Here is a 20,017-nt window from a genome sequence, read left to right as displayed (position 1 = left end):
CTTCGGCGCCCCTTCTTTGTTTTGAGCGGGTTCAACTTCGGGAATGATGGAGATATGCGGATTCTCCTGGCCGGCGCGTCCGGTTTCCTCGGCACCCGGCTCGCCGAGCGGTTGCGTGCCGCCGGCCACGACATCACCCGTCTCGTCCGCCGCCCGGCCCAGGCTCCCGACGAGGCCACCTGGAAGCCGTCCTCCGGTCAGCTCGACCAGGCGGTGGTCGCCGGCGCCGACGCGGTGATCAACCTGGCCGGAGCCGGGGTCGGCGACAAGCGCTGGAACGCCCGCTACAAGAGCCTGATCCGCAGCAGCCGGGTGGACTCGGCCGGCACGATCGCCCACGCGATCAAAAGCCTGCCGGCCGCCGACCGCCCCGGCGTCCTGCTGCAGTCCTCCGCCGTCGGCTGGTACGGCGAAACCGGCGACCGCGCGGTCACCGAGGAGGAACCGGCCGGCACCGGTTTCCTGGCCGATCTGTGCCGGGTGTGGGAGGCCGCCGTCCGGCCCGCCGAGGACGCCGGCACCCGGGTCGTACTGCTGCGTACGGGCCTGCCGCTGGACGCGACCGGCGGCCTGCTCAAGCCGCAGATGATGCTCTTCCGGATGGGTGCCGGCGCCAAGCTCGGCGGCGGCAAGCAGTGGGTCCCGTGGATCGGCCTGGCCGACTGGCTCGGCGCGGCCGAGTTCCTGCTCCATCGCGACGACCTGGCCGGCCCGGTCAACATGGTCGGCCCGGAGCCGGTCACCAACGCCACTTTCACCCAGGTTTTCGGGCAGGTTCTGCACCGTCCGGCCGTGCTGCAGGTCCCGGGCATCGCCCTGCAGATAGCCCTCGGTGAGTTCGCCCACGAGGCGCTGCGCAGCCAACGGGCGCTGCCGGGCGTCCTGCAGCGGGCCGGTTTCACCTTCACCCTGCCGACCCTGGAGGCGGCGCTGCGGGCGGCGATCGATCAACATTCAAGCCCGGCGGGCCGACCGTGACGGCTCGAACTTGGTAGCCTGCGCCTGGTGTCCGTCGTCGCCGCAGCCCCGTCCGAGTCCGCCGATCCGCCGGTCGAGTCCCCGACCCGCCGCGGCGGCGGATCATGGCGCCCGCATCTGACCGTCGCGGCCGTCGCGCTGGCCCTCGCCGGTTATGTGACCAACGGCCTGTGGCAGGACCCGGCCGGGCACGTCCTCGTGAAGAACGCCGGCGACCAGGCCTTCTTCGAGTGGCTGCTGGGCTACGGCGTCTACCTGCTGGGAAACGGCGGTGATCCGTTCTTCACCGACATGATGAACGCGCCGGTCGGCGTCAACCTGGCCGCCAACACGTCGATCACGGTCTTCATCGTGTTCTTCTCGCCGCTGACCATCCTGGCCGGCCCACAGGTCAGCTTCGTGACGATCCTCACGCTGAATCTCGCCGGCTCGGCCTTCGGCTGGTATCTGTTCCTCCGCCGCCATCTGGTCCGCCGGCCGGCCGCCGCGGCCCTGGGCGGCCTGTTCTGCGGCTTCGCGCCCGGCTTCATCTCGCACGCCAACGGTCACCTGAACTGGACCGCGGGCTGGGTCGCGCCGCTGGTGCTCTGGTGGGTCCTCAAGCTGCCCGAGCCGCGCCGCTGGCTGCGGCACGGCGTGATCCTGGGCGTGGTGGTGGCGGTCGGCTTCTCCATCGCCGCCGAGGGGCTGTTCTTCACGGCGCTGGCCAGCGGGGTCTTCCTCGGCACCCGGTCGCTGCTGCCGCACTGCCGGGCGGCGGCCCGCGCCGCGCTGCCGACCGTGCTCGCCGGGCTGGGCGTGACGGCGGTGGTCGCCGGGACGCTGCTGGCATACCCGCTCTACATGCACTTCGCCGGGCCGCAGACCTTCAGCGGCACCGGCTTCAACCAGGCACATTACGTCGAGGACGTCGGGGCCTTCCTGGAATACCCGACCCGTTCGCTGGCCGGCTGGCTGGGGTTCGGCAGCGACCTGGCGCCGAACCCGACCGAGGAGACGTCGTTCTTCGGCCTGCCGCTGATGGTGCTGGCCATCGCGTGCGCGGTGACGCTGCGCCAGAAGGCGAAGCCCGGGCGGCTCGAGACCCTGGTCGCGATCTACGCCGTGGGAGCCGTCTTCCTCGTGCTGTCCCTGGGGCCGCAGCTCAAATACTTCAAGGAGACCAGCGAGATCAAGCTGCCGTACGCGGCGCTGCTGGACCTGCCACTCTTCGACTCCGCCCTGCCCGGCCGCTTCGCCCTGGTGGTGGCCTGCGTGATCGGCATCCTGCTGGCGCTCACCGCGGACTACCTGCTGACCGAGCCGATGCCGTCGGTGGGCTCGCACACCCTGTGGGCGGCCGGCTACGCGGTCGCGCTGGTGCCGCTCTTCCCGCTGCCGGTGCTGACCAGCGAGCGCGCGCCCGAGCCCGCCTTCATCGCCGACGGCATCTGGAAGCAGTACGTGAGCGACGGCGGCGTGCTCACCGCGCTGCCGTTCGCCACCACCGACACCGCCGACGGGCAGCGCTGGCAGGCATACACGATGGCCCGCGGCGGCAAGCAGTTCCGGATCCCGGACGGCTACTTCCTCGGCCCCGGCGGCCCGGAGGGCACCGGCCAGATCGGGGCCACCCCGCACCAGACCGACTGGCTCTTCCTGCGCGCCGCCATGTACGGCTACACCCAGCCGATCGGCGACTTCGACCGCGACCAGGCCCGGCAGGACCTGGCGTACTGGAAGGTCGAGGCGGTGTTCCTGCCCCCGCAGGTGACCGGCTCGCAGGGCCCGGTGTTCCGGGCGGCGCTGGAGGTCATGGCGACCGACCTGTTCGGCGAGCCGGAGCACGTCGGCGGCGTCCTGCTGTGGCGCATCCGCCCGGGGATCGACCCGGTGGCCCGCGGCAGCTGACGGACTAGGCTGGCGGGCGTGACGACTTCTACGTTGCAGGTGCTGCGCCCTGGCCTGGTCGACTACCGCGAGGCCTGGGAGACCCAGCGCCAGCTGCACGACGCCGTGGTGGCGGGCACCCAGCCGGACACGATCCTGCTGCTCGAACACCCCAGTGTCTTCACCGCCGGCAAGCGCACCGAGCCGCTGGACCGCCCGATGGACGGCACGCCGGTGGTCGACGTCGACCGCGGCGGCAAGCTCACCTGGCACGGTCCGGGCCAGCTCGTCGGCTACCCGATCGTCAAGCTCACCGACCCGATCGACGTGGTCGCCTACGTCCGCCGCGTCGAGCAACTGCTGATCGAGGTGTGCGCGGAGTTCGGCGTCACCACCGACCGGGTCGAGGGCCGCAGCGGCGCCTGGGTCCGCGCGGACGAGCGCGGCCCCGACCGCAAGATCGCCGCGATCGGCATCCGGGTGGCCCGGGGCGTCACCCAGCACGGCTTCGCCATCAACGGCGACTGCGACCTGGCCAACTTCGACCGCTTCGTGCCCTGCGGCATCCGCGACGCGGGCGTGACATCGCTCACCGCGGAGCTGGGCCGGCCGGTGACGGTCGACGACCTGCTGCCGGTCGTCGAACGCCACCTGCCGACGCTGCTGTGATCCTCTACCGCGACCCGCGCGACAAGCGGGTCTTCGTGCCGAAGAAGGGCGGCGGGGTCGCGCTGAACTTCGGCCACCCGATCGCCTGGTGGATCCTGATCAGCACCACGATCATCCCGCTGATCGTCGTGGTCGCCGTAACGATCGCCGTCTTCATCTGACCACCGACCTCACGGCCGCGACCCGGGGCAGGTCACGGTCTCACCGCCGGCCTCACGGCGTGACCCGGTGCAGGTCGCGGGGGAATGCGGTGACCTCTCGGACGTTGGCGGCGCCGGTCAGCCGGGCCACGAAGCGCTCCAGGCCGATCGCGAAGCCGCCGTGCGGTGGCATCCCGTACCGGAATCCGTCGAGGTAGCCCCGATAAGCCGCAGTCGTCTCGCCCCGCGCGGCCAGCGCGGCCTCGTAGTCGGCGTAGCGGTGCAGCCGCTGGCCGCCGGTGACCAGCTCAAGCCCGCGAAACAGCAGGTCGAAGCTGTTGGACCAGACCGGGTCCGACGGCTGCGGATGGGTGTAGAACGGCCGCTTGCGCATCGGATAGCCGGTGACGAAGACGAACTCCGACCCGTGCTCACGCAGCGCCCACTCCCCCAACGCCCGCTCGTGCGCCGGGGCCAGGTCGGGCTCGTCGGCGGGCGCACCCGCGATCCGCAACGCCTCCGCGAAGTGCAGCGCCGGGATCTCGGCCGGCACCTTCGGCACGGCGGCACCGGTCCGCTCGGCGACGGTGGCGGTCATCCCGGCCACCACCTCGGTGAGCACGGCCATCACGTCCCGATGGTCGGCAATGAAGCCCAGCTCGGCGTCGAGCGACGTGTACTGCGCCAGGTGCCGGGCGGTGTCGTGCGGCTCGGCACGGAACACCGGGCCGACCTCGTAAACCCGCTCGAACACCCCGACCATCAGCTGCTTGTAGAACTGCGGCGACTGCGCCAGGTAGGCGGGCCGCCCGAAATAGTCGAGCGCGAACACATTCGCACCAGATCCCCCGTCCGACCGCCCCGCCACCGCCCTTGACTGGACTGAAGACTCCGAAGCCTGGGCGACGATCTTCGGTGTGTGGATCTCGACGAACCGCCGCTGCTCCAGCGCGGCCCGAAAGCCCGCGGTCGCGGCCGCCGCGATCCGCAGCGCCCCGGCCCGGCTCGGATGCCGCAAAGAGAGAGCGGCATGGTCGAGCTGGGTGGGCAGGGTCGCGCTGAGCGCGGGCCGATGCAGATCAAAAGGCAGCGGTACGTCCACAGCGTTCAGAATCCGCAGCACGGGAGCAGTCAGCTCGACCCCGGCGGGCGCGGCCGGGTTCGCCGTGACCGTGCCGGTCAGCTCGACCACGGACTCCTCGCCCAGCCCTTCGACCAGGGCGCGGACCGCAGGATGGGCGACGACGACCTGGGTGAGCCCGGCGGAGTCCCGGAGGATCAGAAAAGCGACGGCCTTGAGCAGCCGGCGGCGATGGACCCAGCCGGCGACCGTGACGATCTCGCCGGTGTGCCGGGCCAGTTCGGTGGAGAGGATGCGTTGCATGGCTGTTGACCTCCTCGGTGACTGCAACGCGGCCCCAGGGAGGTGTGGGCGAGCGGGATCCTCGCGGTGCCACCACACCTTCACGCCCGCCATGCGGGCGCCTCTTGTAGAACTCGGCTCGGGAGTGTCTTCACGCCCCGGCACCGGGCCACCGTCACAGCTCGTGGTGGCTCTCTCGGCCGGCGATTCGGAGCGCTACTCGGTTCCGTCAGCACCGTGCACGGGACGTTAACAGCGGTCGGACGACCGGCAAACCGGGTTTCCCGGTCGAGCGTGAGGGCGCTCACAGGATCAGGTATGTGAGCCTCGCCGCCCCTGCAACGGTTGATCTTGTAATCGGCGTAACCTCAGCCCTGTGACTATTGCTCCCGAGGGCCGCCGCATGCTGCGCATCGAGGCGCGCAACGCCGAAGTTCCCATCGAGCGCAAGCCGCCGTGGATCAAAGTCAAAGCAAAAATGGGCCCGGAATACACCCACATGCGCGGCCTCGTGCAAAAGGAAGGTCTGCACACGGTCTGCCAGGAGGCCGGCTGTCCCAACATCTACGAGTGCTGGGAAGACCGCGAGGCGACCTTCCTCATCGGCGGTGATCAGTGCACCCGCCGCTGCGACTTCTGCCAGATCGACACGGGCAAGCCGGCCGAGTTCGACGCCGACGAGCCCCGCCGCGTCGGCGAGTCCGTCGCCACCATGGGCCTGAAATACGCGACGGTCACCGGCGTGGCCCGCGACGACCTCCCGGACGGCGGCGCCTGGCTCTACGCGGAGACCGTCCGCCAGATCCACAAGCTGCAGCCGGGCTGCGGCGTCGAGCTGCTGATCCCCGACTTCAACGCGGAGCCCGACCAGCTCGCCGAGGTCTTCGGCGCGGCGCCCGAGGTCCTCGCCCACAACGTGGAGACGGTCCCCCGCATCTTCAAGCGCATCCGCCCGGGCTTCCGCTACGACCGCTCCCTCGACGTGATCACCCAGGCCCGCGCGGCCGGCCTGGTCACCAAGAGCAACCTGATCCTGGGCATGGGCGAAGAACGCGCCGAGGTCTCCCAGGCCCTGCGCGACCTGCACGCGGCGGGCTGCGAGCTGATCACCATCACGCAATACCTGCGGCCGACCCCACGCCACCACCCGGTGGAGCGCTGGGTCAAGCCGGAAGAGTTCGTCGAGCTCAACGCGGAGGCCGAGGAGATCGGCTTCGCCGGCGTGATGAGCGGCCCACTGGTCCGCTCGTCCTACCGCGCCGGCCGCCTCTACCAGCAGGCCCTGGCCGCCCGCGCCTGACCCGAGGCCCGCCGCTGATGCAGCGGATGCGAACGCGACGCGGTGACCGGTCAACGCGGCTTGAGGCGGCGGAGGGTGGCGCCGGTTGCCCGCTTGAAGAGGTATTCCGCGCGCTCGTAGGAGAGCCGACCCCGGCCCGTCTCGGGGCAGCGGTCCGCCTCCGCCGGCATCCGCCCCGGCCCCGGCCGGCGATCGGCCAGGAAGACCGGCCCACGCGCCCGCCCCGCCAGCAGCTCGGGCAGCAGCCTGGCCGTCCCGGACCGCCAGCTCACATAACCGGTCCCGCTGCGCCCCCGGCGGTCCGCCAGATCCAGCTCCTCGACGTTCAACGCCAGCACCGCCCGCACGGTGGCGCCGGACTCATGCAGCAACCGCCACAGCGTGCGCTCACGCAACGCCACGTCGGCCCGCTCCCACAGCCCGTCCAGATCCGGCCCGGCCAACGGCGCGGTCCGAGCCCCAACCTCCGGGCGCCGCCCGAGACCAGTCGCGAAGCCCACCCGAACACCCACCAAATCCGGCCCGGTGCCAGCCGCCAAACCCGGCGCAAGGCCAACCGCAGAACCCGGCGCAAGGCCAACCGCAGGACCCGCCGCAAGGCCAACCGCAGGACCCGCCGCAAGGCCAGCCACCGAACCCGGCCCAACGCCAACCGCAGGACCCAGCGCAGGGCCAGCCGCAGCAACCAGAGCGGGGTCGGCGGTGGACACCCAGGCGCTGAAGGAGCGGATCGCCGACACGTGCCGGTTCCAGGTCCTGGCCGCCGCGTCGCCCCACGCCGTGGCACAGGCCTCGGCCACCCGTTCCGCCGTCAGCTCGGCCAGCGGCAGCCGCTCGCCCACCGTCCGGCACAGCCGGGTCAGCGTCTGGCCGTAAGACCGCAGCGTCGCCGCGTCCAGATCCTCGCGGGCCAGGAATTCACCGGCCGCCTCCCCCAGCGTGCGGCCGGCCGCCCCCGCCACGGTGATCTCATCGGCCCGGCGGCGCAGGAAGGCGCCCTCGGCGGCGTTGCGTGCCAGGCCGGCGGCCCGCTCGAACTCCCGGCGGGCCTCGCCGGTGCGGCCCAACCGTGCCAGCAGGTCGCCCCGGACGCCCGGCAGCAGGTGGTAGTCGCGCAGCGCCAGGTCGGTCAGCAGCGCGTCCGCCAGGTCGAGCCCCGCCTGCGGGCCACGGGCCATCCCGACCGCCACCGCCCGGTTCAGCTGGACGATCGGTGTCGGCCGTAGCCGGGCCAGGGCGTCGTACAGGGCGGCGATGCGGGGCCAGTCGGTGTCCTGCGCCGTGCGGGCCTGGGCGTGGCAGACCGCGATCGCCGCCTGCAGCACGTACGGTCCCGGCGTACCGCCGATCTCGCGGGCCCGCAGCATCGCGGTGAAGCCGCGGCGGATGAGCAATTGATCCCATCGGCCGCGGTTCTGCTCGTGCAGCTGGATCGGCTCGCCCGCCGGGCCGGTGCGCGCGGCCGCGCGGGACGCCTGGATCTCCATCAGCGCGACCAGGCCGTGCACCTCGCCCTCGCCGGATGCGAGGTCGGCGAGCAGCCGGCCCAGCCGCAGCGCTTCCAGGCACAGCGCCGGCCGGATCAGGTCGTCGCCCGAGCTGGCCGAGTAGCCCTCGTTGAAGATCAAGTAGATGACTTCGAGGACCGACGACAGCCGCGGGGCCAGGTCGTCCGCCTCCGGCAGGGCGAACGGCACCCGGGCCTCGGCCAGCGTGCGCTTCGCCGTCGCGAGCCGGCGGGCCACGACCGGCTCGGTGACCAGGAACGCGCGGGCGATCTCGGCGGCGGTGAGGCCGCCGACCACCCGCAGGGTCAGCGCCACCCGGGCCTCGGTCGGCAGCACCGGATGGCAGGAGATGAACATCAGCCGGAGCACATCGTCCCGCTCCGAGGCGGGCGCCGGCTGGTCCAGCTCGCGGGCGTGCTGCTCGGCCTTGCGTTCGTGCAGCTTGGAGCGTCGGATGTGGTCGACCGCGCGGCGTTTGGCGATCGTCATCAGCCAGGCGCCGGGATTTTCCGGTACGCCGGCAGCCGGCCATTGTTCGAGGGCGGCGACCAGCGCGTCCTGTGCCAACTCCTCGGCCAGGCCGACGTCGTGGACGATGCGCATCAGGGCGGCCACGATCCTGGCCGACTCCAGCTTGACGACCGCGTCGATCCTGGCGGCTACGTCGGTCACCGCCGGCCCACCTCCGGGCCGACGGTGCTCCGCGGGTGGGTCACGGGCCGAAGACCTCCTGGATCACGCTCTCGCCGTCGCCGACGATCTTGCGGAAGCGGCGGGTCAGCTCGATGGCCTCCGCGCGGGACCGGACCTCGACCAGCGCGAAGCCGGCCACCGCCTCCTTGGCCTCGGTGAACGGGCCGTCCGTCACGGTGATCTCGTCGCCGACCGACGTCACCCGCACGCCTCCCGCCTCCAGGCCGCCGGTGGCCAACAGCACGCCGGACGCGGTCAGTTCCTCGATGAACTTGCCCATCTCCGCGTACAGCTTCTCGTCGGCGGGCTGGTCGGAGGGCTTCGACATCATCAGGTAACGCATGGGAGGTGCTCCGTTCTCGGTGGTGGTCGTGTGCCCCAGCGTCGAACGATTGATGTGACAGGTAATGAAAGCATTCTCTGTCACATCGTGGGAGCGACGTAGCGGCAGAACCGCAGCATACGAATCCGAGAGAGGCCCAGACATGACCGCGCTCACCGCCCGTACCGTGCCCACTGTCGCCGTCCGTACCCGTTCCCTGCTCGCCTGCGCCGCGATCGCCGGGCCGCTGTGGGCGACCGTCGCCCTCGCCCAGGCCGCCACCCGCGACGGCTTCGACCTGACCCGGCATCCGCTCAGCGTGCTGAGCAACGGCGCTCTCGGCTGGCTGCAGATCACCAACTTCGTCGTCGCCGGGCTGCTGACCATGGCCGGTGCGGCCGGGCTGCGCCGGGCATTGCCCAGCAAGTGGCTGCCCCGCCTGGTCGCGGCGAACGGCGCCGGCATGCTCGCCGCCGGGGTCTTCGTGATGGACGCCGCGGACGGCTTCCCGGCCGGCACGCCGGCGGGGATGCCCGCGACGCTGAGCTGGCACAGCTACGGCCACATGGCCGCCGGCACGATCGCCTTCACCGCCTCGATCGCCGCCTGCTACGTGCTGGCCCGGCACTTCGGCCGGGCTGGACAGCGCGGCGCCGCCGTGGGTTCCGTGGTGGCCGGCACCGCGCTGCTGGCCGGCGACCTGTGGGCGATGAGCGGCGGCGCGGCCGGCTCCCTGACTCTGGCGATCGGCGCGATCACCGCGATGCTCTGGGTCTCCGCGGTCGCTGCGGTCACCGCCCGGCAGGCCCAGCACGCCCGAAGCTGACCCTGGCCGACAGAGCCCCATCCACGGCCATCGGCCGACAGGGCCAACCCCGACCCAGCAGACAAGGCCCCGTCCCCCGCCGACAAGGCCCAACCCCGGCCGGCGAGCCCCCGCGGCGGCGGCTGGCCCGGCCTGGATCGGTCAGTCGTCCAGCAGTCCCAGGCGGTGTGCGACCGCGGCGGCCTCGCCGCGGTTCGCCACCGCCAGCTTCGCGATGATCCGGGAGACGTGCACGCTGGCTGTCTTCGGCGAGATGTAGAGCTGCTGCGCGATCCCGCTGTTGCTGCGCCCCTCGGCCACCAGCCGCAGCACCTCACGTTCCCGGTCGGTCAGTGTCTCCGTACCCGTGGCGACCGGATGCGCCGCCGAGCGCAACCCGATCCGGCGGGCCAGGGTGTCCGCGGCCTCGGACAGCGGCTTGGCGCCCAGCGCGCCCGCCACCGCCGCGACCTCCTCGACCGCGGCCGCCGCGCCGGGACGGTCGCCCGCGCCCGCCGCCGCGGACGCCAGGCCCAGCAGCGCCACCGCCAGCGGATATCGCTGCCCGTCGACCCGCCAGGCGGCGACCGCCTCGCGCCACAGCTCCGCCCGGCCCGTCAGCGTCGCGGCCAACTGCGCCGCGTGCGCCCGGTCGGCGGGGTGGCGCTGCGGCATCGCCCCGGCTAGCTGCCGGATCCGCGCGGCCAGCTCGCCGTCGGCCGACTCCGCGGCGACCGTGGCCGCTGCGGCGAGCAGGGGCCAGCCGTACCGGGGTCGGTCGGCGATCGCCGGCTCGGCCACCGCCGCCCGGGCCGCGGTCAGCGCCGCCGCCTTGTCCCCGGCCTGCTGGGCGGCCTGGATGCGCAGCTCCGACAGTGACAGCCTGTTCTCCCGCTGCACGAACTGCCGGCCGAGGAAGCCGATGGCCCGGTGCGCCAGCGGCTCCGCGCCCTCGTGACCGCGGGCCAGCCGCAGCCCGGCGCGCAGCCGCATCCACGGCACCGCCAGCGTGCCGGGCGGGTCCAGCCGCGCCGCTTCCGCGCACCGGGCGTCCGCCTCGTCCCAGCGGCCCAGGGCGATCAACGCCTCGGCGTGGTTGGCCAGCAGGAACACCCCGGTGGTGCGGTGCACCCCGACCCGGTCCGCGTACGGGACGCCCTCGGCCGCCGCAGTCGCCGACTCCTCGTAGCGGCCCAGCTCGTACAGGGAGTCGGAGATGTTCACCAGGGCCCGGGCCAGGTTGGGCAGGTCATCGGTCTCGCGGGCGCGCGCCGCGGCCGCCTCCATCGCGGGCAGCGCCTCCCGGGCCGACAGCCGGCCACCGCACACCTGCCCGTACGTGATGGTGGCGGACACCTGGGCGGACACGTCGCCCATCTCGCCGGCGGCGGCGATCGCCTCGCTCGCCACCCGCTCGGCCTCGTCGTCGTCGACCTTGCCCAGCGCGTAGGCGACGTCGGCGATCAGGGCCAACCGCTCCGGCGCGGGCGGCGCCCCCTGCAGCAGGCGGTACGCCTCGCGGGCCTCGGCCGCGCCGTCGCTGGTGCCCGCGTTGAAGAGCAGCTTGCTGCGCCGGACCAGCAGCCGGGCGGCGCGCAGCGGTTCGGCCTCCGCGTCCAGGTCGGCCAGCGCCGCCTTCGTCAGCTTCAGTGCGCGCTGATGGTCGCCGGCGTCGATGGCCACCAGCCCGGTCTGCTCAAGCAGGTCGAGGTGGCTGGCGCCGAGCAGCTCCGCCGCGTCCGGGACCAGCTCCCACAGCTCCAGCACGCGCTCCAGCAGCCGGGCCTGCTCCGCGTACGCGTACCGCCGGCCGGCCGTCTCCGCCGCCCGGCGCGACGAGGTCAGGGCCTTCGGGTGGTCGTTCGCGGCGTACCAGTGATGGGCGATCTCCACCGGGGCGCGGCCCACCGCGACCAGGCTCGGCTCCGCCTCGACCGCCTCGGCATACCGGGCGTGCAGGCGGGCGTGCTCACCCGGCAGCAGATCGTCGTGCACGGCCTCGCGGACCAGAGCGTGCCGGAACTCGTAGCCGCCGTCGGTGTCGACGACGATCAGCTGGGCCGCGACGACGGCGCGCAGCGCGGACTCCAGGTCGGCCTCGTCGACCCCGGCCACCCGGCAGAGCAGCTCGTGACCGAACTTGGTGCCGCCGACCGCGGCCACCCGCAGCACCCGCTGCGCGGCGTCGGTGAGCTGGTCGACCCGGGTCAGCAGCAGGTCGCGCAGGCTGTGCGGGATGTCGCTGCACCTCGGGTCGGCGGACGCGGCGAACTGCTCGATGAAGAACGGGTTGCCCTGGGCACGCTCGTGGATGGTGTCGACCGTCCGCGGTTCCGGCTCCGCGCCGAGCAGGTGGGCCAGCATCTCGGCGGTGCCGTCACGGTCGAGCCGGTCCAGGTCGGCGCGCTGCACGCCGCGTACCCGATCCAGCTCGGCCAGGAACGGCCGCAGCGGGTGGCCGCGGTGCAGTTCATCAGTCCGGTACGTGGCCAGCAGCAGCACGTGTGGCAGCCGGGCCGAGCGGACCAGGAAGCCGATCAGGTCCCGGGTCGACCTGTCCGCCCAGTGCAGATCCTCGATCACCAGCACCAGGGGCTGCCGCGCGGAGAGCCGCTCGAACAGGGCCGCGACCAGCTCGAACAGGTAGCCGCGGCGAGCCTCACCGACCGCGTCCGGCGGCGGCGGGCCCAGCTCGGGCAGCAGGCGCGCGAAGTCCTGCTCGCGTCCGTCCAGGACGGCCGGGCCGTCGGTGTGCACGAGCCGGCGCAGCGCGGCGGCGAACGGTGCGAAGGGCAGGCCCTCCTCGCCGAGCTCGAGGCACTGGCCGGTGAGGACGCGGGCGCCCTCACCGGTGGCCACCCGGCAGAACTCCTCCACCAGGCGGGTCTTGCCGACCCCCGCCTCGCCGCCGACCAGGACGGTCGACGGCTCGGCGTTGCGGGTGCCCTTCAGGGCGTCACGCAGCACGGCGAGATCGGCCTCCCGGCCGACCAGGACGTCACTGCTGGCGTGCGATGTCACACCATCGAGCATGTCATGCCACTGGGCGGGCGCGCCCGCCCCGAAGAGCACGGTCATGACGCGGCGGGAGCGCGTACCGCCCGGGGCCGGCGGGCCGGCCAGCGCCACCGCGGGCGGTGCCGGCGGTCGGCGGTCGCTTCGCGGGCGAGGTGGTCGGCGGCGGCCGCGCGGCGCCACTCGCCGGCGCGCTGGTGGTAGAGGTCGAGCTGGAATCCGGCGTCCGTGAACTGGAACATCGCTACTCCTCGCGCTCATGTATCGAACTTGCATGGGTTTTCCGCTGCGGGTGGGCTCAGTCGTCGTTGCTGTCTTCGACTCTTCGCGCGAAGGTGGCGGTCACGCATGGGGAAGGTCCCTCATATCCGGGCCCCGGCCCTCCTCAGCTACGGGTCCTGGGCGAGTAAGGCACCCGGCTGACCACTACACTTTCGGGTATGGCAAAACCCCAGGAGAAGGTGTCGTTCGTCGAGCGCCTGAAGCAGATCGGCCAGGTGTTCGCGTTCACGGCGCGGCAGGACAAATGGTTCGTCCCGCTGATCATCGCGGCGGTGCTGATCCCGCTCGCCCTGACCGTGCTGGTCGTCCTCCTGGGCCTGGGCTGGGTGTGGATCCCGATCGGCATCATGATCGCCCTGCTGGCGGCGCTGATCGTGCTCAACCTGCGGTCGAACACGGCGATGATGAACGCGGCCGAGGGCCAGCCGGGCGCGGCGGCCTCGATCGTGGAGAACATGCGCGGCGACTGGCGGGTGCGCCCGGCAGCGAGCTCCACCACCCAGTTCGACATGGTGCACATCGTGATCGGGCGCCCCGGCGTGATCCTGCTCGGCGAGGGCCAGCCGCAGCGCGTCCGCAACCTGATGGGCCAGGAGAAGCGCCGCCTGTCCAAGGTGATCGGCAGCGCCCCGATGTACGACTACATGATCGGCCAGGGCGAGGGCGAGCTCTCGATCCGCAAGCTCCGCACGACGGTGATGCGCCTGCCCCGCAACCTGACGGGCAAGGACGTCAACGCGCTCGACAAGCGCCTGGGCGCCCTGATGGCCCGCCCGCAGATGCCGAAGGGCGCGATCCCGAAGAACATGCGCCCGGGCGGCAAGGGCATGCGCCAGCAGCGCCCCCGCTGACCCCGGCCGCGAGGATCGCGGCGGCACACTGGCGGCGATGGTCGACGATGGGACCATGCACTCGTCGACCTTCACCGGCGTCCTCCTCCTGCCCTCGAAATCCGTCTTCGGAACCACCGCGGAAGTGACCCTCGGCGACGGAAGTCCGGTCGCCGTCATCCACCGCAAGGCATGGTCGGCCCGCCACAAATTCGAGATCTTCGACGCCGCCGACGCCACGCTGCTGGCAACCGGCATGGCGGCCGGCTTCTGGGGCAACCGTTACGAGCTCCTCGGCCCGCTGTCCGAGCCCTTGCTGAACGTCAAGTTCAGCAACTGGAGCGGCCCGAAGCGAGCAACCGTGACGCTGGCGGACGGCCGGGAGCTGACCACCAGCGGCAACTGGAGCGCCCGCAACTTCACCGTCGCCGACAGCACCGGCGGTCAGGTCGCGGCGCTCGTCACCACCAGCAGCATGTGGTCATGGCGGCCGGACAGCCTGGCGTTCGAGATCACCGCACCGGTGCTCACCCTGGTGCAGGCGATCGGCATGGCGCAATGCATCCGCGCGGCGGTCGAAGCAGCCAACGCCGCCGCAGCCAGCTGAGCGGCACACCACCACGCCAGGGGTGCCTGGCGGATCATGGCGTCGCCGAGACGAGGTCCAGGTTTCGCGTCGCAAGTGGGCCGGGAGGCGGAAGCCGGGCCCGGCGCAGGCCGTCATGATCCGCCAGACACCCCTAGGCTGACGGCCATGATCGAGAGGCCGAGTCAGAGGTGGCAGCGCCGCGTGGCGGACCAGGAGGCTGCGGTCGCGGCGGGGACGCTGCCCCGCGATCAGGCGTACGCCGCGGAGCTGTGGCCCGCTGACGCCACGGCCGCCATCGACGTCACGTTGGCGGCGTACGAGCAGGAGATCGAGTCGCAGCCGACCGTCCCGGACGAGGCCGCCTGGGCGGCCGTCGAGCGGGTCGTGCTCGCCCTCAACGCCATCGACGAGGAAGCGGCAGTGATCGAGACCGGCGAGCGCGAGGAGATCTGCGAATACCTCGACGCCGTGCTGACCGCGGCGGGCGTCGACGTCACGGCCCTCACCGCCCGCCGCAACCTGGACCGCGGCGAACTGACCGACGCCTGGCGCGACTGGTGATCAGCGCGCCGGGTCGGTGATCAGGAGCGGGGACAGCTCGGCGAGCACCTGGTCGGTGCTGGTGGCCTTCATCCGGGCCAACTCGTCGGCGGTGATGCCCACGACGGTCAGAAAAAGCGCCCGGCCCAGCGGCGACTCGATGCGCGGCAACTGCGGATCCTCGGCGAAGGCCAGCGCGGTGAGGCGGGTGCCGGGCTCGCCGGTGATCGGCCCGCCGGGGTCCATCCGGTGGCCGGAGGCCAACGGCTGCTCGTTGCCGAAGACATACTGCCCGAGCTTGTCCAGCAGCTTCAGCGACCAGGCCGGCGGCTGCTCACCGGTCCGGGGCACGCGCATGACGAGCTCGAACCCCCAGCCGCTGACTCGGCGCCCGCATCCTGCCCGAACAGGTCGGTGAGCCCGAAGGTCACGAGCAGCCAGTGGCCGTCGGCCCGGTAGGCGCTCAGCCCGTAGATCCCGGTCTGGCCGGGCACGGTGCCGGTCCCCCAGTGCAGCGGGTGCGGATCGGCGACGATCCGCGCCACCGCAGCCTCGATGGCATCCCAGCCCCGGGTGTCCTCGTGCGTCGTCCTCATCGTGCCCCGTTCCGCGCCGGCGACTGAAGTGCGCAGACCCTAACAGCGACCCCCGAACGCTCATGGCAGGGTGAGCAGATATGGCTGTGGCAGAAATGCTGAAAGCGGCGATCGCCGAGCTCGAACTGCAGGGTCACGATCCCGCGAAGCTGCACGGCGGACTCATCGGCGCTGGGCCATCGCTCGGCCAGCGACGCCTTCCTCCTGACCGTGGGTCCGCTGCGGCGGGAGCTGTATCGAGCCGAGCGGGGTCCCATCACCGCCATCCAAGGGATGGTGTCCGCCGCCGCCGAGTTGGCAACGCTGCCCGGCGGCGCTGAAGCTGTCCGGAACAGGGCGGATCGCGCCCGCACCTCCTGGGGAATGCAACGATTGCAGCGGAGGGCTGAGCGCCTCGACGCCCGTGCTGCCGACCTCGCGGCAACAAGCGACGAGCGGACCCGGCAGGCGCAGCAACACGTTGCCCAGTTCGCCGCCGATGTGTCGATGACCATCACGTTGTCGACACGACGTTCGGCGCCGGCCGCTGACGTCCGATCGGTGCCCGCTTTGTCGTATCGGACCGGCGTAGCGTCCGAGGCATGAGCAAGCCCTGGAAGTGCCGCCTCGGGTGGCATTCATGGGTTCAGCGACGCGACACGCCGGACCCCAATCTGAAGGTCTGCCGGCGTTGCGGCAAGCACACCGACGTCGGCGGGCTCGGCGGCCTGGGTGCCCGCTTCGGCCCAGGCGGATGACCATCTGAGCCCTCCGCCAAGTGGCAGGGACGAGCGCCCCGGCCACAGTAGGCCCTGCCCTCCGATGGCAGCTCTTCCTGGATCATTGCCGTGCCGTCTAGCCTGTCGCCCATGATCGAGCGACTGACGCATCGCTGGCGGCGTGAGGTGGCGGAGCAGGCAGCAGCCGTTGCCGCCGGAACGCTAGCTCCTGATGAGGCGTACGCGGCGGCGTGGTGGCCGGAGGACTTCGTCGCTCGGATCGATGGTGCCCTCGAGCGTTATGAGCGCGACGTCAGTCGTCTCGATCCGGCACACGACTCGGCGGCCTGGGCCGCGGTTGAGCGCGTCGTCGTCGCGATCAACGCGGCTGACTCCGGTCAGATCGAGACAACGACGGCCGAGGAACTGGCGGGCTACATCGACGACGCCTTGACCGACGCGGGAGTCGACGTCGAGGCGCTCACAAGGCGGCGCGGCGTGGACCGGGCGGAACTGACGGACGAATGGCGTGACTGGTGAGCCCTTTCGCGACGACCTGAGGCCCCGGACTCCCCTGTCCGGAACGTTCGGGGCCAGCGCTCGGCAAGCGCAAAACGGCGGCCACCCCGGCCGAGAGCCGAGCATGACCGCCATTCCTCACGTTGTGCCCAAGACCAGGTCAGACGTTGTAGTACATCTCGAATCAATCAAGGGTGTCGCCCGACCTGGACGAACGGCGCAGGAACAGCGTCTGACTTGCGTCAACGCTTTGCATCGATTCTCGTTGTTATCTCGTGTTTCTGCGTCGGAGTTGTCGCCCTGATGACGCTCATGATCTTGACCTTCGCGCGACGGGCTGAACCGATTGCTGTTGTGGCATCCCGTCGCGCAAGCTTCGCTCGGCCGGGGCCGCACCCGGTCGGGAAGGTGGAGCGCCCTACCGGACGAACGACATTCCCGACCCGGGAGCAGTCTGGTTGCCTCGGTGTGCGAAGGGTCGCTGCGGCACGGCCGGGCATCCCAGAGCTGCTGGGGTCCAGGGGCGGACTGCCCCGGCCGCCGGAGTCCTGACCCGGGCCGTAGGGCCGGAGGCCTGCCCGCCGGAGGCAGATAGTTTGCGCAGACTTCCACCCGTCACCATGTTCCCGCTCACTCGATAGGCTTTCTGCGTGCCCAAATCAAGGAAGCAGTTCGAGGCCGCGATCGAAGCCGCAGGCCCTGACAAGAACACGCACTTCGGCAAGCTCGTTCTCGAGGAGCTCGAAAGTCTCCGGAGGCGCGTGGACGAGCTGGAGGGATTTCAGGCCCTCCACGACGAGCGGCTTGAAAAGCTCGAAGAGTAGTCGCAGCCCAGCGGGAAGCCCGGCCACGCCAGCAACAACGGTGCGGCCGGGCTTCGGCGTATCCGCTGGACCCGCCGAGCCACCGCCGGGCCGCGCCGGGAGCGAAGCGGCAAGGCGCGGGCGGCCGGCGAATGGGCTCGCGCGCGGCCCGAAGGGCCGCCTTGAAGACGTATGGAGCGGCACTCTATCTCTACTCGGCCATACTCCTCGCCGTCCCCTTACAAAATCTTCTCCGCCAAGCAACTCCTGAGCCCTATCCGCAAACACACTAATCATGCTCGTAGCCGTGGGGGCCAATTTGCATTAAGTCCACCTGGGGTGCTGAAGAGGCGACACGCAGCGAGCGAAGGCTTCTGTGCGATGCAAATGGGGTCAAAGATGATCAATCACACTTCCTGTGACGAAACCCGAAACTGACGAATAAACCCCGTGTCAGGGCCACTCAGGTCCGGCAGAATCAGGCTATGGGCGACGACCAAGGACTCGACCTCGGGGAACACCTAGTGTTCGAAGACTTAGAGGGTTCTGCCGCGCCGCTCTGGGAACTTGGCTGGCCGGAGGCTCCATCGCGGCAGCGGGTCGCCGACGTCCTCGGGCCCGGTCTCGTCTCCTTGGAAGCCCGCGGCTTCATCGAGGTTCGGCGCTTCGAAAATTGGCCGGAGCCGTGGGAACGCGGCCGACCGGTAGTCGGCGACGAGCTTCTCGCCGAAAGTCAACGCGTCGAACTATGGTCCAGCAACTCCGCTCGAACTCACTTGGCAGCCCAGATCACGAAAGCCGGCGAGAGGTACCTGTAGCCCTCCTGGCGCCGATCGGTTGCGAGCCCAGGTGTCGCCGACCCAACGGAGCCAGCAACGAGTACGTGCACGAGTGGCCGGGCGCGCTGGATCGCACCCGCACCCTGGTCGACGGCGCTCTTGGAAAGCCGGAAGCGGCGGTCACGCCAGCTATGAGCCGGGCATGACCGCCGCTTCGCGAGTTGTCGCCACACCTCCGGCCGGAGCCGGAACCGCAGGTCAGCGAGTTAGAACAGGTCAGACGTTGTAGTACATCTCGAACTCGTGCGGGGTCGGGCGGAGCCGGACCGGGTCGATCTCGTTGACGCGCTTGTAGTCGATCCAGGTTGAGATCAGGTCGTCCGTGAACACGCCGCCGGCGGTCAGGAACTCGTGGTCGTTCTCCAGCGACTGCAGCACCGCGTCCAGCGAGCCCGGGACCTGCTTGACGCTGCCCCACTCCTCCGGGGGCAGGTCGTACAGGTCCTTGTCGATCGGGGCCGGGGGCTCGATCTTGTTCTTGATGCCGTCGAGGCCGGCCATCATCTGGGCCGAGAAGCTCAGGTACGGGTTGCTCGACGGGTCCGGCACGCGGAACTCGACGCGCTTGGCCTTCGGGTTGCTGCCCGTTACCGGGATGCGGGTGCAGGCCGAGCGGTTGCGCTGCGAGTAGACCAGGTTGACCGGCGCCTCGTAGCCCGGCACCAGGCGGCGGTACGAGTTGACCGTCGGGTTGGTGAACGCGAGCAGCGACGGCGCGTGGTGCAGCAGGCCACCGATGTACCAGCGGGCCATGTCGGACAGGCCCGCGTAGCCGGTCTCGTCGTAGAACAGCGGCTCGCCGCCCAGCCAGAGGGACTGGTGGGTGTGCATGCCGGAGCCGTTGTCACCGAAGAGCGGCTTCGGCATGAACGTCGCCGTCTTGCCGTGCTCCCAGGCGGTGTTCTTGATGATGTATTTGAACATCTGCATCTGGTCGCCGGCGTGCAGCAGCGTCGAGAACTTGTAGTTGATCTCGGCCTGGCCCGCGGTGCCGACCTCGTGGTGCGAGCGCTCCACGGTGAAGCCGACGTCGATCAGGCGGCGCACCATGGAGTCGCGCAGGTCGGAGTAGTGGTCGACCGGCGACACCGGGAAGTAGCCGCCCTTGTACGCGGTCTTGTAGCCGCGGTTGCCGCCCTCCTCCTCCTTGCCGGTGTTCCAGGCGCCCTCGATCGAGTCGATGTAGTAGAAGGCCTGGTGGGCAGAGGTCTCGTGGCGGATCGAGTCGAAGATGTAGAACTCGGCCTCGGCGCCGAAGTAGGCCGTGTCCGCGATGCCGCTGGACGCGAGGTAGGTCTCGGCCTTCTTCGCCACGTTGCGCGGGTCGCGCGAGTAGGCCTCCCGCGTGAACGGGTCGTGGATGAAGAAGTTCAGGGCCAGCGTCTTCTGGATCCGGAACGGGTCGACGAAGGCCGTCGTGACGTCCGGCAGCAGCATCATGTCGGACTCGTGGATGGCCTGGAACCCGCGGATCGAGGATCCGTCGAAGGCGAGACCGTCCGTGACCACACTGTCGTCGAACGACTCCACCGGCATGTTGAAGTGCTGCATCACGCCGGGAAGGTCACAGAACCGTACGTCGACGAACTTGACGTCCTCGTCTTTGAGGTATCGCAGGAGTTCCTCGGGATTGGCGAACACACGTCCTCCTGGCACAGG

20 protein-coding genes are annotated in these 20,017 nt (G+C 71.0%); 12 read left to right on the top strand and 8 right to left on the bottom strand.

All coding sequences use genetic code 11. The annotated features are described in order from the left end of the window. Positions 1 to 54: 54 nt before the first annotated feature. Genes DMB66_RS28290 through DMB66_RS28275 form a run of 4 tightly spaced genes read left to right on the top strand, consistent with a single transcriptional unit; the run spans position 55 to position 3,677 of the window. Positions 55 to 978: a TIGR01777 family oxidoreductase gene (locus DMB66_RS28290; protein WP_125807158.1), complete on the top strand. Its 924-nt coding sequence runs from the start codon at positions 55 to 57 to the stop codon at positions 976 to 978. 27 nt (positions 979 to 1,005) lie between these two features. Continuing rightward, positions 1,006 to 2,868 carry a DUF2079 domain-containing protein gene (locus DMB66_RS28285; RefSeq protein WP_199752663.1) on the top strand — a complete coding sequence of 621 codons (1,863 nt, stop codon included), beginning with the start codon at positions 1,006 to 1,008 and terminating at the stop codon, positions 2,866 to 2,868. 18 nt (positions 2,869 to 2,886) lie between these two features. Continuing rightward, a complete protein-coding gene (lipB, locus tag DMB66_RS28280) occupies positions 2,887 to 3,516 on the top strand; it encodes a lipoyl(octanoyl) transferase LipB (RefSeq protein ID WP_125807157.1) in 630 nt (209 codons plus the stop codon). Further along, the gene (locus tag DMB66_RS28275; RefSeq protein ID WP_125807156.1) at positions 3,513 to 3,677 is read left to right on the top strand and encodes a peptide ABC transporter substrate-binding protein; all 165 of its coding nucleotides are present in this window, start codon (positions 3,513 to 3,515) and stop codon (positions 3,675 to 3,677) included. Before lipB ends, DMB66_RS28275 begins: the two co-directional genes overlap by 4 nt. A 52-nt stretch (positions 3,678 to 3,729) precedes the next feature. On the opposite strand, the gene aspS is transcribed toward DMB66_RS28275, so the two are convergent. After that, positions 3,730 to 5,040 carry an aspartate--tRNA(Asn) ligase gene (aspS, locus tag DMB66_RS28270; RefSeq protein ID WP_125807155.1) on the bottom strand — a complete coding sequence of 437 codons (1,311 nt, stop codon included), beginning with the start codon at positions 5,038 to 5,040 and terminating at the stop codon, positions 3,730 to 3,732. A gap of 382 nt (positions 5,041 to 5,422) precedes the next feature. Between aspS and lipA the strand changes: the two genes are divergently transcribed. Then, positions 5,423 to 6,319, top strand: coding sequence for a lipoyl synthase (gene lipA / locus DMB66_RS28265; RefSeq protein WP_125807202.1), 897 nt, complete (start codon positions 5,423 to 5,425; stop codon positions 6,317 to 6,319). Between the two features lie 50 nt (positions 6,320 to 6,369). Here lipA and DMB66_RS66040 read toward each other — a convergent pair whose 3' ends face one another. Further along, positions 6,370 to 8,499 (bottom strand): RNA polymerase sigma factor, encoded by a 2,130-nt coding sequence (locus DMB66_RS66040; RefSeq protein ID WP_370319347.1) that lies wholly within the window; start codon positions 8,497 to 8,499, stop codon positions 6,370 to 6,372. A 40-nt stretch (positions 8,500 to 8,539) separates the two neighbouring features. Continuing rightward, complete coding sequence (locus tag DMB66_RS28250; RefSeq protein ID WP_125807154.1) at positions 8,540 to 8,863, bottom strand: YciI family protein; 324 nt, start codon at positions 8,861 to 8,863, stop codon at positions 8,540 to 8,542. Positions 8,864 to 9,005: 142 nt separating this feature from the next. Between DMB66_RS28250 and DMB66_RS28245 the strand changes: the two genes are divergently transcribed. Then, positions 9,006 to 9,668, top strand: coding sequence for a DUF998 domain-containing protein (locus tag DMB66_RS28245; RefSeq protein WP_125807153.1), 663 nt, complete (start codon positions 9,006 to 9,008; stop codon positions 9,666 to 9,668). 141 nt (positions 9,669 to 9,809) lie between these two features. Here the strand turns inward: DMB66_RS28245 and DMB66_RS28240 are convergent, their stop codons facing one another. Both DMB66_RS28240 and DMB66_RS28235 read right to left on the bottom strand, forming a co-directional pair. Continuing rightward, positions 9,810 to 12,725, bottom strand: a complete 2,916-nt coding sequence (locus DMB66_RS28240) for a helix-turn-helix transcriptional regulator (protein WP_233624884.1) — start codon at positions 12,723 to 12,725, stop codon at positions 9,810 to 9,812. After that, positions 12,722 to 12,904 (bottom strand): hypothetical protein, encoded by a 183-nt coding sequence (locus DMB66_RS28235; RefSeq protein WP_125807152.1) that lies wholly within the window; start codon positions 12,902 to 12,904, stop codon positions 12,722 to 12,724. The genes DMB66_RS28240 and DMB66_RS28235 overlap by 4 nt, the downstream gene beginning before the upstream one ends. Before the next feature lie 198 nt (positions 12,905 to 13,102). Between DMB66_RS28235 and DMB66_RS28230 the strand changes: the two genes are divergently transcribed. From DMB66_RS28230 to DMB66_RS28220, 3 genes are all read left to right on the top strand, one after another. After that, complete coding sequence (locus DMB66_RS28230) at positions 13,103 to 13,795, top strand: DUF4191 domain-containing protein (RefSeq protein ID WP_125807151.1); 693 nt, start codon at positions 13,103 to 13,105, stop codon at positions 13,793 to 13,795. Between the two features lie 37 nt (positions 13,796 to 13,832). Then, positions 13,833 to 14,381 (top strand): hypothetical protein, encoded by a 549-nt coding sequence (locus DMB66_RS28225; protein ID WP_125807150.1) that lies wholly within the window; start codon positions 13,833 to 13,835, stop codon positions 14,379 to 14,381. 183 nt (positions 14,382 to 14,564) lie between these two features. Continuing rightward, positions 14,565 to 14,924, top strand: a complete 360-nt coding sequence (locus tag DMB66_RS28220) for a hypothetical protein (RefSeq protein ID WP_233624883.1) — start codon at positions 14,565 to 14,567, stop codon at positions 14,922 to 14,924. On the opposite strand, the gene DMB66_RS61440 is transcribed toward DMB66_RS28220, so the two are convergent. Both DMB66_RS61440 and DMB66_RS61435 read right to left on the bottom strand, forming a co-directional pair. Next, positions 14,925 to 15,260: a suppressor of fused domain protein gene (locus DMB66_RS61440; RefSeq protein ID WP_158647392.1), complete on the bottom strand. Its 336-nt coding sequence runs from the start codon at positions 15,258 to 15,260 to the stop codon at positions 14,925 to 14,927. It lies immediately after the preceding gene. Continuing rightward, positions 15,215 to 15,499 carry a hypothetical protein gene (locus tag DMB66_RS61435; RefSeq protein WP_158647391.1) on the bottom strand — a complete coding sequence of 95 codons (285 nt, stop codon included), beginning with the start codon at positions 15,497 to 15,499 and terminating at the stop codon, positions 15,215 to 15,217. The genes DMB66_RS61440 and DMB66_RS61435 overlap by 46 nt, the downstream gene beginning before the upstream one ends. A gap of 848 nt (positions 15,500 to 16,347) precedes the next feature. Here DMB66_RS61435 and DMB66_RS28210 point away from each other — a divergent pair. The 3 genes from DMB66_RS28210 to DMB66_RS61425 all read left to right on the top strand — a co-directional run bounded on the left by DMB66_RS28210 (position 16,348) and on the right by DMB66_RS61425 (position 18,337). Beyond that, positions 16,348 to 16,737, top strand: a complete 390-nt coding sequence (locus DMB66_RS28210) for a hypothetical protein (RefSeq protein ID WP_125807147.1) — start codon at positions 16,348 to 16,350, stop codon at positions 16,735 to 16,737. A 629-nt stretch (positions 16,738 to 17,366) separates the two neighbouring features. Further along, positions 17,367 to 17,540 carry a hypothetical protein gene (locus DMB66_RS61430; RefSeq protein ID WP_158647390.1) on the top strand — a complete coding sequence of 58 codons (174 nt, stop codon included), beginning with the start codon at positions 17,367 to 17,369 and terminating at the stop codon, positions 17,538 to 17,540. A 464-nt stretch (positions 17,541 to 18,004) separates the two neighbouring features. Then, positions 18,005 to 18,337, top strand: coding sequence for a hypothetical protein (locus tag DMB66_RS61425; RefSeq protein WP_158647389.1), 333 nt, complete (start codon positions 18,005 to 18,007; stop codon positions 18,335 to 18,337). Positions 18,338 to 18,574: 237 nt separating this feature from the next. On the opposite strand, the gene glnA is transcribed toward DMB66_RS61425, so the two are convergent. Continuing rightward, positions 18,575 to 19,999, bottom strand: coding sequence for a type I glutamate--ammonia ligase (glnA, locus tag DMB66_RS28200; RefSeq protein ID WP_125807145.1), 1,425 nt, complete (start codon positions 19,997 to 19,999; stop codon positions 18,575 to 18,577). Positions 20,000 to 20,017 lie beyond the last annotated feature (18 nt).

The sequence above is a fragment of the Actinoplanes sp. ATCC 53533 genome (assembly GCF_003947245.1).
This window is presented reverse-complemented; position numbering and strand designations above follow the sequence as displayed.